At 66.9% G+C, this 12,989-nt stretch carries 14 protein-coding genes and 1 tRNA gene; 8 read left to right on the forward strand and 7 right to left on the reverse strand.

Translation table 11 applies throughout. The annotated features are described in order from the left end of the window. The first annotated feature begins 160 nt into the window (after positions 1 to 160). From fdhE to BLQ74_RS27425, 6 genes are all read left to right on the forward strand, one after another. Positions 161 to 1,093, forward strand: a complete 933-nt coding sequence (gene fdhE, locus BLQ74_RS13465; protein WP_090263094.1) for a formate dehydrogenase accessory protein FdhE — start codon at positions 161 to 163, stop codon at positions 1,091 to 1,093. A gap of 88 nt (positions 1,094 to 1,181) precedes the next feature. Next, positions 1,182 to 2,588 carry an L-seryl-tRNA(Sec) selenium transferase gene (gene selA, locus BLQ74_RS13470; RefSeq protein ID WP_090263095.1) on the forward strand — a complete coding sequence of 469 codons (1,407 nt, stop codon included), beginning with the start codon at positions 1,182 to 1,184 and terminating at the stop codon, positions 2,586 to 2,588. Then, entirely contained in the window at positions 2,585 to 4,498 is a 1,914-nt protein-coding gene (selB, locus tag BLQ74_RS13475; RefSeq protein ID WP_090263096.1) for a selenocysteine-specific translation elongation factor, read from the forward strand. The genes selA and selB overlap by 4 nt, the downstream gene beginning before the upstream one ends. Positions 4,499 to 4,669: 171 nt before the next feature. Next, positions 4,670 to 5,575 carry an S-type pyocin domain-containing protein gene (locus BLQ74_RS13480; protein WP_090263097.1) on the forward strand — a complete coding sequence of 302 codons (906 nt, stop codon included), beginning with the start codon at positions 4,670 to 4,672 and terminating at the stop codon, positions 5,573 to 5,575. Between the two features lie 33 nt (positions 5,576 to 5,608). Beyond that, positions 5,609 to 5,920 carry an excalibur calcium-binding domain-containing protein gene (locus BLQ74_RS13485; RefSeq protein ID WP_090263098.1) on the forward strand — a complete coding sequence of 104 codons (312 nt, stop codon included), beginning with the start codon at positions 5,609 to 5,611 and terminating at the stop codon, positions 5,918 to 5,920. 223 nt (positions 5,921 to 6,143) lie between these two features. After that, positions 6,144 to 6,239, forward strand: a tRNA-Sec gene (locus BLQ74_RS27425). An 81-nt stretch (positions 6,240 to 6,320) separates the two neighbouring features. On the opposite strand, the gene BLQ74_RS13490 is transcribed toward BLQ74_RS27425, so the two are convergent. Both BLQ74_RS13490 and BLQ74_RS13495 read right to left on the reverse strand, forming a co-directional pair. Next, on the reverse strand, positions 6,321 to 6,656 hold the full coding sequence (locus BLQ74_RS13490; protein WP_090263099.1) for a type II toxin-antitoxin system RelE/ParE family toxin: 336 nt from the start codon (positions 6,654 to 6,656) through the stop codon (positions 6,321 to 6,323). Beyond that, a complete protein-coding gene (locus BLQ74_RS13495; RefSeq protein WP_090263100.1) occupies positions 6,653 to 6,889 on the reverse strand; it encodes a type II toxin-antitoxin system ParD family antitoxin in 237 nt (78 codons plus the stop codon). The genes BLQ74_RS13490 and BLQ74_RS13495 overlap by 4 nt, the downstream gene beginning before the upstream one ends. Before the next feature lie 154 nt (positions 6,890 to 7,043). Between BLQ74_RS13495 and BLQ74_RS27020 the strand changes: the two genes are divergently transcribed. Continuing rightward, positions 7,044 to 7,391, forward strand: coding sequence for a hypothetical protein (locus BLQ74_RS27020; RefSeq protein ID WP_139199061.1), 348 nt, complete (start codon positions 7,044 to 7,046; stop codon positions 7,389 to 7,391). Between the two features lie 282 nt (positions 7,392 to 7,673). Here the strand turns inward: BLQ74_RS27020 and BLQ74_RS13500 are convergent, their stop codons facing one another. The 3 genes from BLQ74_RS13500 to BLQ74_RS13510 all read right to left on the reverse strand — a co-directional run bounded on the left by BLQ74_RS13500 (position 7,674) and on the right by BLQ74_RS13510 (position 11,186). After that, positions 7,674 to 8,258 carry a GrpB family protein gene (locus tag BLQ74_RS13500; protein ID WP_090263101.1) on the reverse strand — a complete coding sequence of 195 codons (585 nt, stop codon included), beginning with the start codon at positions 8,256 to 8,258 and terminating at the stop codon, positions 7,674 to 7,676. A 142-nt stretch (positions 8,259 to 8,400) separates the two neighbouring features. Beyond that, positions 8,401 to 10,179, reverse strand: a complete 1,779-nt coding sequence (locus tag BLQ74_RS13505) for an AMP-binding protein (protein WP_090263102.1) — start codon at positions 10,177 to 10,179, stop codon at positions 8,401 to 8,403. Between the two features lie 104 nt (positions 10,180 to 10,283). Continuing rightward, positions 10,284 to 11,186, reverse strand: a complete 903-nt coding sequence (locus tag BLQ74_RS13510) for a crotonase/enoyl-CoA hydratase family protein (RefSeq protein WP_090263103.1) — start codon at positions 11,184 to 11,186, stop codon at positions 10,284 to 10,286. A gap of 110 nt (positions 11,187 to 11,296) precedes the next feature. On the opposite strand from BLQ74_RS13510, the gene BLQ74_RS13515 reads away from it, so the two are divergent. Continuing rightward, positions 11,297 to 11,926, forward strand: a complete 630-nt coding sequence (locus BLQ74_RS13515; RefSeq protein WP_090263104.1) for a TetR family transcriptional regulator — start codon at positions 11,297 to 11,299, stop codon at positions 11,924 to 11,926. A gap of 63 nt (positions 11,927 to 11,989) precedes the next feature. Here BLQ74_RS13515 and BLQ74_RS13520 read toward each other — a convergent pair whose 3' ends face one another. Both BLQ74_RS13520 and BLQ74_RS13525 read right to left on the reverse strand, forming a co-directional pair. Beyond that, positions 11,990 to 12,676, reverse strand: a complete 687-nt coding sequence (locus BLQ74_RS13520; RefSeq protein ID WP_090263105.1) for a M15 family metallopeptidase — start codon at positions 12,674 to 12,676, stop codon at positions 11,990 to 11,992. Between the two features lie 64 nt (positions 12,677 to 12,740). Beyond that, positions 12,741 to 12,947 carry a hypothetical protein gene (locus tag BLQ74_RS13525; RefSeq protein ID WP_090263106.1) on the reverse strand — a complete coding sequence of 69 codons (207 nt, stop codon included), beginning with the start codon at positions 12,945 to 12,947 and terminating at the stop codon, positions 12,741 to 12,743. Between the last annotated feature and the right edge of the window lie 42 nt (positions 12,948 to 12,989).

Here is a 12,989-nt window from a genome sequence, read left to right on the forward strand (position 1 = left end):
GTAGGGGGCGTTGGGCGCGGCGAAGCCCCTGTGGTCGGTCGGTTGACCGCATGGGCTTCACGGGCTCAAGCCATCCTGCCTGTCGGGAGGCACCCACTGCGTAGGGCGGATCACCGTTCGCGGTTATCCGCCGTTCATCCATGAACACAAGGAGTCCTGCGTGCCAGGCCAAATCCTCGAACCCGGTCAGATCGAAGCCGCCGCCAACATCCCCCCCTTCCTCAAGCTGCCCGCGCGCGACCTGTTCGCCCGACGCGCCGCGCGCCTGCGCCAGCTCGCCGACGGCCACCCGTTGGCCGACTACCTGCGCCTGCTCGCTGAACTCTGCGACATCCAGCAACGCCTGCTCGATGCGCCGCCCGCGCTGCCGCTGCCGGACGCCAGCGCCCTGCAACGCAGCCGCGAGCACAAGATGCCGCCCCTGGCCTTCGAAACCCAGGTGCGCGCGGGCGCCTGGCTGCCGTTGCTGGAGCAACTGCTGGCGGCCTTCCCGATCAGCCCCGGCAGCGCCGTCGCCGCGGCCCTCGCGCCCCTCCAGGGGGCCGACGCCGGTCAGCGCAAGGCCTGGGCCCTGGGTCTGCTCAACGGCCAGTACGACCTGCTGCCCGCCGCCCTGGTGCCCTTCCTCGGCGCTGCCCTGCAAGTCGCCTTCAGCCATTGGCTGCTGGCCCTGCCGGAGGGGCTGCTCAGCGAGAGCGAAGAGCAGACCCTATGCCCGGCCTGCGGCTCGCCGCCGGTGGCCGGGGTCATCCACCACCGTGGCCAATACAGCACCCTGCGCTACCTGGCCTGCTCGTTGTGCTCCTGCGAATGGCACTACGTGCGGGTCAAGTGCAGCCATTGCCGCGAGAGCAAGGGCCTCAGCTACCTGGCCCTGGACAGCGACGCCCGCACCGCCGAAAAGGCGCCGCTGCGCGCCGAGGTCTGCCCGGGCTGCCAGGGCTACCTGAAGCAGTTCTACCTGGAGTATGACGACGGTGCCGATCCCCAGGCCGACGACATCGCCAGCCTGGCCCTGGACATCCGTCTCGCCGAAGAGGGCTACCTGCGCCGCGCGCCCAACCTGTTGCTGGCGCCGGGCGATTCCGACTGAGTCAGGCTCGCCTAGACTGAAGCACCGTAGGATGGGTCGAGGAGCCAGCGCCGCCGCCCATCAGCCCGTTGACCCGACAGGATCCCGCATGACCTCCGTCCGCCTGCCTTCCATCGACCGCCTGCTGCGCAGCCCGGCCTGCGCGCCGCTGCAACAGCGCTACGGCCGCGACGCCCTGCTCAAGACCTTGCGCGACCTGCTCGACGAGCTACGCGAACCGGCTCGCCACGGCCAACTCGCCGCCGTCGAACTCAGCGAAGCGGTGCTCGCCGGTCGCGCTGGCGAACGCCTCGCCGCCCGCCACTCCAGCCGCGTGCGGCGGGTGTTCAACCTCACCGGCACGGTGCTGCACACCAACCTCGGCCGTGCCCTGCTGCCGGAGGAAGCCATCGAGGCCATCAGCCTCGCCGCGCGCTACCCGATCAACCTGGAATTCGACCTCGCCAGCGGCAAGCGCGGCGACCGCGACGACCTCATCACCGGGCTGATCCGCGAACTCACCGGTGCCGAGGCGGTCACCGTGGTCAACAACAACGCCGCCGCCGTGCTGCTGGCGCTGAACAGCCTGGGCGCGCGCAAGGAAGGCATCATCTCGCGCGGCGAGCTGATCGAGATCGGCGGCGCCTTCCGCATTCCCGACATCATGGCCCGCGCCGGGGTCAAGCTGGTCGAGGTCGGCACCACCAACCGCACCCACGCCAAGGACTATGCCGCCGCCATCGGCCCGCGCAGCGGCCTGCTGATGCGCGTGCACACCAGCAACTACAGCGTGCAGGGCTTCACCGCCAGCGTGCCCACCGCCGAGCTGGCCGGCATCGCCCACGCCCACGGCCTGCCCCTGCTGGAAGACCTCGGCAGCGGCAGCCTGGTCGATCTCACGCGCTGGGGCCTGCCCCGGGAACCCACGGTGCAGGAAGCCCTGAAAGACGGTGCCGACATCGTCACCTTCAGCGGCGACAAATTGCTCGGCGGTCCCCAGGCCGGGCTGATTCTCGGCAGCCGGGAACTCATCGGGCGGATCAAGAAAAACCCGCTCAAGCGCGCCCTGCGGGTGGATAAGCTGACCCTGGCCGCGCTGGAAGCGGTGCTCAACCTCTACCGCGACCCCGACCGCCTGGCTGAGCGCCTCACCAGCCTGCGCCTGCTCAGCCGCCCGCAGGTGGATATCCGCGCCCAGGCCGAGCGCCTGGCGCCGCTGCTCGCCCTGCCGCTGGGCGCGGACTGGCAGGTCAGCGTCGAAGCCGCCCTCGGCATGATCGGCAGCGGTGCGCAGCCGGTGGCGCGCCTGCCCAGCGCCGCCCTGTGCCTGCGCCCGCGCTGCGCCAAGCGCCTGCGCGGCCGCGCCCTGCTGGCGCTGGAAGAGCGCCTGCGCTGCCTGCCGATCCCGGTGATCGGCCGCATTGACGACGACGCCCTGTGGCTCGACCTGCGCCAGCTCGACGACGAAGCGGGCTTCCTCGCGCAACTGCCGCTGCTCGGCGAGGCGCCGGCATGATCGTCGGCACCGCCGGGCACATCGACCACGGCAAGACCGCCCTGCTGCGCGCGCTCACCGGCCTGGAGGGCGACCGTCGCCCGGCCGAGCGCGCGCGCGGCATCACCATCGACCTCGGCTATCTCTACGCCGACCTCGGCGATGGCAGCCTGACCGGCTTCATCGATGTGCCAGGCCACGAGCGCTTCGTCCACAACATGCTCGCCGGCGCCAGCGGCATCGACCTGGTGCTGCTGGTGGTGGCCGCCGACGACGGGGTGATGCCGCAGACCCGCGAGCACCTGGCGATCATCGAACTGCTCGGGATCCCCCGCGCCCTGGTGGCCCTGAGCAAGAGCGATCGCGTCTCGCCGCAGCGCCTTGCCGACGCGCGCGCCGAGGTCGTCGCCCTGCTGGCGCCGGGACCGCTGGCGGGCGCGCCTGTCCTGCCGGTTTCCAGCCTCAGCGGAGCTGGCGTGGACGCGCTGCGCCAGGCCCTGCGGGAGGAAGCGCAACGGGTCGCGGCGCGCGGCAGCGAGGGCGGTTTCCGCCTTGCCGTGGACCGCGCCTTCAGCGTCAGCGGCGCCGGCCTGGTGGTCACCGGCACCGCCTTCGCCGGGCGCGTCGCGGTGGGCGACGAATTGCTGCTCGGCAGCGCCGGGCGCCGTGTGCGGGTCCGTGGCCTGCACGCGCAGAACCGCGTTGCCGAGCAGGCCCATGCCGGCCAGCGGGTGGCGCTGAACCTGGCGGGCGAGCGCCTGACCCCGGAGCAGGTCAAGCGCGGTGATTGGCTGCTGGCGGCGGACCTGTACGCGCCGACCACGCGCATCGACATCGACCTGCACCTGCTGCCCGGCGAGGCCAAGGCGCTGGCCCACTGGACACCGGTGCACGTGCACCTCGGCGCCCAGGACCTGACCGGCCGCGTCGCCCTGCTCGAAGGCGAGCGCCTGGCGCCTGGCGACAGCACCTTCGCCCAACTTGTGTTGAATGCGCCGGCCCACGCCGTGTACGGCGACCGCCTGGTGCTGCGCGACCAGTCCGCCCAGCGCACCCTCGGCGGCGGCCGCGTGCTCGACCCCTTCGCCCCGGCGCGCAACAGACGCAGCGCCGAGCGCCTGGCGCAGCTCCAGGCCCTGCGTGGCGGCGGCCTGGAACAGGCGCTGCCGATCCTCCTCGCGCACGCCGACAACGGCCTCGATCCGGCCGTACTGACGCGTCAGTTCAACCGCCCGCGCGCTGGCTGGCGACTGCCCGAGGCGCTGTGCGAAATCCCCACCAAACTCGGCCCACGGCTGTTCACCGAGGCCCATTGGCGCGACCTGGGCGAGCGCCTGCTGCACGCCCTGGCGCGCTTCCACGGCGAACAGCCCGACGAACTCGGTCCCGATCGTGACCGCCTGCGCCGCTACGCCTTGCCGCAACTGGAGCGCCCGGTATTCATCGCCCTGCTGGAGCAGGCCCTGGCGGCGGGGCAAATCGAAAGCAGCGGGCCCTGGTTGCACCTGCCGGACCACCGGGTACAACTCGGCGCCGAAGACGAAGCCCTGCGCGCACGCCTCTGGCCGTTGCTGCTGGCCGGCGCCTTCGATCCGCCCTGGACCCGCGACCTGGCCAAGGCCCTGGCGGTGGACGAGGCCGCCATGCGCCTGCTGCTGCGCAAACTGGCGCGCCTCGGCCAGTTGCACCAGGTGGTCAAAGACCTCTTCTACCCCGACGAAACCCTGCGCCAGCTCACCCGGCACGCCCTGCAGCTGCGTGACGAGCAGGGCCTGATCCGCGCCGCCGCCTTTCGCGACCGCATCGGCATCGGTCGCAAACGCTGCATCCAACTGCTCGAATACTTCGATCGCATCGGCTTCACCCGCCGCTTCGGCAACGAAAGACGCATCCGCGAAGACTCGGCCCTGGCCCTGTGCGGAGCCGCCTGAACCGGCCGCGCAGCAGGGTCGTTTAAGGATTTCCTGATTCTGTGAAACGAATCGTCGCAGCCATGGTCACCGCCTCCCGGCCGCCTGTAGGCTCGAAACGGTGCGCCGACGAACCCATCGTCCCGGCGTGCGCGTTCGACGTTCAGCGGCGCCTACCGGGAGGGCGTTTTCGTGGCAGAAGAGTGGGGCAGGCAGCACGGCAACAGCGTTGACCAGCGACACCGCGAGGAGCCCCGGGCCGGCGTGCCTGGCGAGTTGCGCGAGGGCCTGCGGGCCCTCGAAGAACAGGCCCAGCGGCGTCATGCGGCACAGCGGCAATATGCGCCGCCAGCGCCGAGCGGCCGCACCTTCACCAAGAGTGCGCGCCTGCCCGACGGCCAGAGCGAGCATGCCGTGGTGCGCGGCCCCCTGCCGATCGACATCCTGTGGGATTACGGCCACTGCGCCATCCTCGGCGGTTGCGAGCAGACGCGGAGCGGCGTGCCGCTGCGGCTGATCCATCCCTGCCGGGGCACCGACCTGCTCGGTCGCCTGGGCGCGCTGACACTGAGCGCCCCGCATTGCCGGGCCTGCGTCTCGCGGGACGCTGCCGCGGACAACCTGCTCGGCCTGCTGGCGCTGCTCTGGCCGGCCCGACTCGACGACAGCGCGCTCTACAGCGAAACCGAACTGCGCCGGCTGAAACGCGCCACCACCCGCGTGCGCCTGCACCTGGAACAGCTCGCCGATGGCCGCCTCAAGGGATATGCCTTCTACACCGGCGGCCGCCGCGACTGGGAACAGGTCGATGTGATCCCCTTCGTGCCGCGCGGCGAACGCCTGGTGGCCGACTTCGGCGACGGCGCCGAACTGCTCTGGAGCCCCGCCGCTATGGCTGACCAAGCGGGCATACCGCTGCTGAGCGATCCGCCGAAAGTCCCGCAGATCTGGGTCTTTCCACCGAGCGAGGCGGCCGACAGCATCATCCTCGACCCCATCTTCCCGCCCGACTACCGCGACGCCATCCTGCTGTTCCCGGCCGGCTCCGGCATCCCACCGCTCTACGCGGTGATCGGCACCACCCGCCCCGGCTGCTAGCATCACGGCTGGCAATCGAACCCGGTATGGCCCATGAAAAAATGGATGTTATTCGCGCTGGCCGCATTGCTCGGTTGGCAGTACATGGAAAACCCCGCCTGGCAGAGCCGCTTCAGCCGCCCCGCCGAGGCGCCCCAGCCGAGCGCCGAAGACAGACCCCCGCCCGCGCAACCCACAGCGCCATCGAGCCCCGCCCCGGCACTGGCGTTCAACTGCGACGGACGCAAGCGCTGCTCGCAGATGACCTCCTGCGAAGAAGCCAGGAACTTCCTGCAGCACTGCCCCGGCATGGAAATGGACGGCGATCACGACGGCGTACCCTGCGAAGGGCAGTGGTGCCGCTAGGGCAGCCGGCAATCTTAGGGCGCACCTTCGCTAGCCACGTCATGGCCAATGGTGGCAACATCCGTTCGCTGCAAGGTTTCTCGGCCATGCGCCCCTGGCGATGACGATGCGCACCCCGCTCCAGCGCATGCGCCGCCGTATCGGCGTTTGGCCCGCCGCGGGCTTTGCGACACGCCACCGAAGCCGGCAACGGAAGCTGAAGAAAAACGCTGTAAATCGATACGGAAGGCAATCACGCCCGGTGGCGTGGCCGGGCTTCAAACCCGGTTGGGGACGGCAGCCGTTCCTGGGTGAGTTCGACTCTCACTGCCTTCCGCCAATCCTCCCCTCTACAGCCCGCTTGGCTCTAGGTTTTCGGCTCAGCCCGGGAAGAAGCTTCGACGTCGGTGTCGAAGGACTTTCAGTGCGGTGCACCTTCACCAGCCTGCATCCAGGAAGGGATGTCGTTCATGCCGTGCAGTACGCGCCACACATCGATGTGGTCGTCTCGCTCGACGTAGAACACCAGGTAGGGATAGCGCTTGAGTGGCCAGCAATGCAACCCCGGCAAATCCAGCTCATGGGCATAGCGGGACGACCCACTGGCAGGGTGACGCGCGATATGGGCGTATGCCTTTTCCAGGGCATCGATAAACCCCAGAGCAGTCTGTTCGGCGTCTTCGCTGAGGTAGTAATCGACAGCCGCCTCAACGTCCTGATTGGCGAGTAGCCTTGGAACGACTGGCTTTGCCTTCATCCACCGGCCTTCCGTACCCGAGTGCGCAGCGATTCGAAGTAGTCACTGTCGGCAGGCGCCGCTGGCATCGACTCCGCGCCGGCGATCAGCAGGCCCCGCAGGCGCTGACGGTCCTGATCCTTGCGAATCAGCTCGCGCACGTATTCGCTGCTGGTGCCATAACCGCGCTGGCTGACCTGCTCATCGACAAAGCTCTTGAGCGTATCCGGCAGGGAAATGTTCATCGTGCTCATGGGACCAGTCTCTCTGGAATGGCAAAATTTGCCAAAACATACTAGCACTCGTGATCCTCGTCGGTATCGAGAAGGCGACGAAAGTTGACTACGTCCGGTGGCAGAGCACCAAGCGGGGACGTGCACGGATATCAGCGCCAAGCGCTTCCGCACTATGCAGGTGCTGAATTTAATCAGAGCCGTGGCCTGGCGCGTGACTCTCTCAAAATCGTCAATGGCGATTGCCAATGTCTCATCGCAAACAGGCGTTTCTGTTTCTTCCCAGGTTTATGCACAACAGGACATCGATAGGACCGCCACAGAAAGCGTAAAGGTCAGCCTGTCGGACTTGGGTAAAGGGTTGGCGTCAGGTGAGAGCAAAAAAGAGTCCAACTCCGATATCGACATTGCAATGTCATTACTGCAAATGGCACAAGCGGCTAAAGCCTGGGATGCCGCACAGGCTGCGGATGAAGTGGCCGGTTCCTCCGCGGTGGGAAGCGGGCCAAGCCAGGAAATCTAAACGTCAGAATGGATTAGCGATAACTGGGCAGGCAAGTATCCATATCGCTCCTTTCTCGAACAGCATATGACATCGTTGGATTAGACCGAGATGGCGGAGCCGCGCCTTGGTCTTGTCTGGCGTTGTTCGCCATCAATCACTATCAACCATGACAAGCGTCGGTTCCGACCTCATTAGCCGCTGCCATTTTCTCCTTCCCTGTCTTTAATGCTTCTCCCGGTTCCCGTAACGGGCAGGCTTGCACGCTGCCATGTCCGTAATGGCATGGGACGTGGGCCCGGACTACGTCTGCCCGCTCTGCGGCTGGCTCATCGCTTTACCGAGGATGTGCGCAACGATTGCGCTCTTGCCGCGTGTGTAGGCCTCGCGGTCGGTAGGATGGAGGGCAGCGAGGGATTCCTTGCAATGCTGGTAGTCGGCGGCGCACTCGGGATGGCTACGTAGCCAGTTACGGAAGACAAGGTAGCGTTCGGCGTCGGCCCGGGGCATCACATGGATATGGTGAGTGCGACCCTGCCCCTTTGGCGGCATGCCTTTGACGAAGAACATCCGCTGCGGCGCCGGGTTGTCGCGCCAGTACTGGTAATCGAGTGCTTCCAGGGGGGCTATCAGGCGTGGCCAGTCGCATGCCGGCGGCGGTAGCAGGAGGATGTCGATGATCGGCTTGGACTTGAGGCCCGGCACGGCTGTGCTGCCGATGTGCTCTATGACCAGGCCTGGCAGTTGCAGCGCTTCGGCGATTCGGTGGGATTCTTCGCGGAAGCGCTGTGGCCACCTGGGATCGGCGTCGGCCAACTCGACGCGGTCGGCTTCGGCGTTGCTCCAGCGCTGGCCGTCGAAGCTGGGTTCGGCTATCGGGGTGTCCATGTTGGTCTCCACCGGTGGGCTCGCATTCGAGGGCTTGCGTGGTGTTTAGCTTCAGTCGAGCCGCCGTCGTGCCTCCATGGCCAAAGGATTGGTCTCGCGGATTTCGGGCGCTCGGCGGCACGGCATCGAATACGGCTAGACACTAGGGCTCCGCCTCCAGACCCAAACTGGCCAGTAGCCTCTCGATTGCCTGGCGCTGCGCATCCGATACTGGCCCGGGGGCGCAGATGGCGACTCGTTTCGCCGCGGGGTCGTTGCAGGTGACCACCGCTCCCTTGACGATTTCATCGACGCCGTCACGCACGCGGTGCTCCACCGCTATCTGGCGCAGGCGGAAGCGGGCCACTTTGGCGAACGGGGTGAGCGGTAGCTCGGCGAGGAGGAATAGGCGCTTGGGCTGCGCCGGCGGTTCGGCGATCCGCGTTCTGATGTAGGTGCTCAAGTCATCCTCGGACGCCGCTTCGCCAGTTCTCAGGACGATGAACAACACTGGAACTTCTCCAGCGTACTCGTCCGGCATGCCAACGGCTGCTGCCTGAAGGATGGCGGGATGGGCGAGCGCGGAGTCTTCGATCAATTGCGGGTCGATGTTGTGGCCGCTTCTGATGATGATTTCCTTGGAGCGGCCGACGATTCTGAGTTCGCCTTCGGCGCTGAACTCTCCCAGGTCGCCGGTGTGGAGCCAGCCGTCTTCCGGGCGGCCAACGATGCCGGTTTCGCTCAGGTAGCCCTGGAAGACGTTGGGGCCACTGATCAGCACCTCGCCGCGAACGCCGTGCTCGATGTCGCCGCCGGGTCGGTTCAGGCTGAGCCGCACCAGCGGTGCTGGCTTGCCGACGCTGTGTTGGCCGCACGGCCCATCGCTGCTCTGGGCGCTGGCGATGCCACTGCTTTCGGTCATCCCATACAACTGGCAGACGGGCTTGCTGATTTTCTGCTCGATGCGGCTGGCGAGTTCGCGGGGCAGCGGCGACCCACCGGTCAGCACCGCTCGCAGCCTGTCCAGGTTGGCGCCGAGCAGTGGGCTGTCCGCGATGCCCGCCAGGGTGGTGGGGACGCAAGACAGCAAGCTGATGCGGTGCCGATCGATGAGTGGCCAGATGTGTTCGGTGATCGCGCGGTTGCGCATCCCCAACAACGTTGGGAAGACGATGCTGGCGCCTGTCGACAAGGCGGCCAGGACCGCATCGATGGCGCCGCCGACATGGAACAGCGGCAGGCCTGTCAGCAGGCGATCCGACGCGCGAATGCCGAGGCTGGAGGCCGCCATCAAGGCACCAGCGGCAATATTGCGTCGAGACAGGCAGGCCAGCCTGGGCATGCCAGTGGTGCCGCCGGTGTGTATCAGGGTGGCGATGCTGTCGGCAGCGTCAACCGGCTTGAAGGCTTCGGCATCGCCGAGGAAGGTTGCCCAACTCATGGCTCCCGCTGATACCTCGGCCACCGGCACTTCGATCACGCTGGTCACCTCCGGCAGATCGCTCAGGGCTTGTGCAAGGCGTGCATGCACGTCGAACGCAGGATGCGGCCCCATGCTCACCACCACTTTGCTGCGGGCGAGCTTCAGTTGAGCGTGAATAGCCTCGGCGGATAGCAGGAGATTGACTGGGAATGCCCTGCCGACAGCGGTGGCTGCGATGAGCGCGGTCACCGCCTGCGGCACGAGCGGCAGCAGGATGGCGACCGAGTCGTTTTCCTTGACGCCGGCGGCAAGCAGGGCCGACGCTAGGGCCCGCACGTCTTGGAGCAGTTCGGCATAGCTGAGGCGGAACGGGGTGGTATCCGTTTCGCTGGCGAGGTACTCGATCGCCGTATGGTCGGGGCGCGCCTGTGCCGAGCGCGTCAGCTGGTCGAACGGGGAGGGGGCGGACTCCAGGCGCGACAGCATGCTGTGGTTCGGGGTCGATGCGGCAGTCGTCATTCGGCGTTTCCTTGCGTGATCGGCCAAGCGGACGGCCCACGCCGGCGAGAGGCCGGCGATGCGTGGGGCCTGTTTCGGGGCACGGTTGCTCGAATGGCGGCCAGTTATTTGGCAAGTCGCTCTTCGAGGGCTTCGATCTGGGCCCTGGCTTCGTCGCCTTCAGGGATCGGCCGGCCGCTGTCACGCCATTGCACTGCCGCCTTGAACCCTTCTGCCTGGGCATAGCGCCTGAACCAGAGACCCTCGGGGTTGTGCCGGGTGATACCGTCGAACACCGTGGCCATCATCTGCGTCTGTTCCAGGCCCATCGTCAGCATTACCTGGTTGACCACCATCTTGTGCATCGCCAGATGAGACTTAGGAACTCCGGCGATACGCTCGGCCAGCCGCATGGTTGCGGCCTCCAGCTCCGCAATGGGCACGACCTCGTTGGCCAGGCCCCAGGCTTCGGCCTTGCGGCCGTCGATCGGGTCGCCGGTGAACATCAACTGCTTGGCGCGGGCAAAGCCCAGGCGGTAAGTCCACATCGCCGTGGTCGGGCAGCCCCAGACCCGGGTAGGCATGTAGCCGATCCTGGCGTCCTCTGCCATCACCAGGAGGTCGCAGCTCAGGGCGATGTCGCTGCCGCCCGCCGCCGCATAGCCATGCACCTTGGCGATGGTCGGCTTGCTGCAGCGCCACAGGCTCATGAAGTCCTCCGTGTTGCGTTTCATGAAGGCGTAATCGACCATGGGGTCCCACGGGTAATCTTCCTGCTGACAGGGGTGGTCGAGGCGTTGCTCGGCGCTGTCCGCGAGGTCATAGCCGCCGCAGAAGCCTTTTCCCGCGCCTTCGACAATGATGACGTGAACCTCGTCGTTACCCTCTGCCCACTCGACTGCCGCCCTGATGTCCTTGGGCGTCTGGTCGGTGATTGCGTTCAGTCGCTCCGGGCGGTTCAACAGCAGGCGCGCGATGCGGGGAGCGTTGGGGTCTTGCTCGATCTTGACGGTTGAATAGGACGGCATGACGGTCTCCTCGGGGTGGATTCGCAATTACAGTCAGTCCTGACTGTAATGTGTCTGGGGGAACAGTCAATGCTGACTGCTCTTGGAATTCATGAGATGGATGTGAGGTCATGCCCAATTCGACTTGCGCCACCGATGCAACGGTGGACGTGCCTACGAAGAAGTCACTCAAGCAACTGTTGCTGGACGCTGCCGTTGCCGCACTGATCGAGCTGGGGGTCGCCAGAACGACCACGGTGGAGGTGCAGCGCAGGGCCGGGGTGAGTCGTGGGGCGCTGCTCCATCACTTCCCGAGCCATACCCTGATGCTGTCCGCGACCATCGAGGAGCTGGTGCGCCGCAACGATGAGGCGGTTCGGCTGGCACAGCAGCAAATGGCGGCCACCGCGAATCCGCTGGAGCGCGCTATTCGCACCCTGGTGTCGATGGGTACTCAACCAGCCTTCCTCGCGGAGCTGGAACTGTGGGCCACGGCCAGGAGCGATGCCGAGTTGCTGGCGGCAGTCCAGGGTGCCGAGCGTAATGCGCGCAAGGAGCGCGAGCGGGTCATCGCCGAGTTGTTCGCCTCGGTCCAGCACAATCCCAACTATGAGGCGGTCGTCGCGATCAGCATCGAGTTCGTCCGAGGCGTTGCCCTGTCCAGCGTGCTGACGAGCAATTCCGAGCATCGGGAGCGCTTGATCCGTCAGTGGGTTTGGGCCGTGGAGACATTGCTGCAGGCTCCCTCTCCAGCCAATTGATGCCAGTTGCGGGCGCGTTCCCGTCTTGCGTGCTCTATCGCCTGCCCGGCCGTCTGTGTCGCCTCACTTCACCGGAAAATCGAAATACGTCTCCGGGTACGGTTCCTGCTTCAGCGTGTAGTGCCACCACTCATTCGCATAAGGTTCGAAGCCGTGCCGCTGCATGGTGCCGCGCAGGGTTTCGCGGTTGCGCATTGGCTGGGCGCCGATGAGGGCGGTGCCGTGGTGGGAGATGGGGCCGAAGAAGTCGAAGGGGCTGCCCATGTCGAGTTCCGCGCCGCTCTTGGCGTCGATCAGGGTGAGGTCGACCGTACTGCCGCGCGAGTGGCCGGATTTCTTGGCGATGTAGCCGTCGCGGAACAGCGCGGCTTTGTCCAGTTGCGGGTAGTAGCGCGCCTGGGTGCGGGTGTCGCTGAGGTCGGCGGCCCAGCGTTTGAAGTGTTCGACGGCGCGCTGGGGCCGGTAGCCATCGAAGATTTTCAGCGCCAGGCCGCTCAGGGCCAGGTCGCCTTCGACCTCGGCGAGGGCCTTGGCGGCTTCGCGGCTGAGGATGACGCGGCCGCTGTCGTAGCCGTCGATGCGTTGGCCGACGAAGTTGTCGCCGCTGTAGTAGCGCAGGTCGTAGTGCGCGCCCTTGAGTACCTGGTCGAGGTAGACGAAGCCGGGTTGCGCCGGTTGGTCGGCGCGCAGGGCGCCGGCCAGCAGGAGCAGGGCGAGGCCGGCGTAGCGCAGCAGGGAGCGACGAAGCATCGCGCCTCCAGGGCGGAAGGGTTCTTCTTACCCTAGCAGGCGCGGCGCGTGGCGCGCTTGGGCGTTACTGCCGCTGCAGCATTTGCCGCTGGTTCGCGGAGAAGCCGCCTTGCTCCTGGAACTGCGCGCCGTAGGCGGGTTGCCGCTCGACGGCGTCGAGGCCGAAGGATTCCTTGACCGGCGATTCGATGGCGCCGAGGTTGTAGCTCGACGGCGCGGCGCAGCCGCCGAGGGCTAAGACGGCGAGGGCCAGCGCGTAGTACTTGGACATGGGGAAGTGCTCCGGGTGCGAACCTGATGGTCCAGCGAACAC

Source organism: Pseudomonas panipatensis, from assembly GCF_900099785.1.
Lineage (GTDB): Bacteria > Pseudomonadota > Gammaproteobacteria > Pseudomonadales > Pseudomonadaceae > Pseudomonas > Pseudomonas panipatensis.

What these genes read in the sequence shown, in the direction of transcription:
- BLQ74_RS13495 (WP_090263100.1), bottom strand. Translation starts at nt 6,889, where the DNA reads ATGAGCACGATGAACATTTCCCTGCCGGATACGCTCAAGAGCTTTGTC.
- BLQ74_RS27020 (WP_139199061.1), top strand. Translation starts at nt 7,044, where the DNA reads ATGCAGGTGCTGAATTTAATCAGAGCCGTGGCCTGGCGCGTGACTCTC.
- BLQ74_RS13505 (WP_090263102.1), bottom strand. Translation starts at nt 10,179, where the DNA reads ATGACGACTGCCGCATCGACCCCGAACCACAGCATGCTGTCGCGCCTG.
- BLQ74_RS13500 (WP_090263101.1), bottom strand. Translation starts at nt 8,258, where the DNA reads ATGGACACCCCGATAGCCGAACCCAGCTTCGACGGCCAGCGCTGGAGC.
- selA (WP_090263095.1), top strand. Translation starts at nt 1,182, where the DNA reads ATGACCTCCGTCCGCCTGCCTTCCATCGACCGCCTGCTGCGCAGCCCG.
- BLQ74_RS13515 (WP_090263104.1), top strand. Translation starts at nt 11,297, where the DNA reads ATGCCCAATTCGACTTGCGCCACCGATGCAACGGTGGACGTGCCTACG.
- selB (WP_090263096.1), top strand. Translation starts at nt 2,585, where the DNA reads ATGATCGTCGGCACCGCCGGGCACATCGACCACGGCAAGACCGCCCTG.
- BLQ74_RS13520 (WP_090263105.1), bottom strand. Translation starts at nt 12,676, where the DNA reads ATGCTTCGTCGCTCCCTGCTGCGCTACGCCGGCCTCGCCCTGCTCCTG.
- BLQ74_RS13490 (WP_090263099.1), bottom strand. Translation starts at nt 6,656, where the DNA reads ATGAAGGCAAAGCCAGTCGTTCCAAGGCTACTCGCCAATCAGGACGTT.
- BLQ74_RS13485 (WP_090263098.1), top strand. Translation starts at nt 5,609, where the DNA reads ATGAAAAAATGGATGTTATTCGCGCTGGCCGCATTGCTCGGTTGGCAG.
- BLQ74_RS13525 (WP_090263106.1), bottom strand. Translation starts at nt 12,947, where the DNA reads ATGTCCAAGTACTACGCGCTGGCCCTCGCCGTCTTAGCCCTCGGCGGC.
- BLQ74_RS13510 (WP_090263103.1), bottom strand. Translation starts at nt 11,186, where the DNA reads ATGCCGTCCTATTCAACCGTCAAGATCGAGCAAGACCCCAACGCTCCC.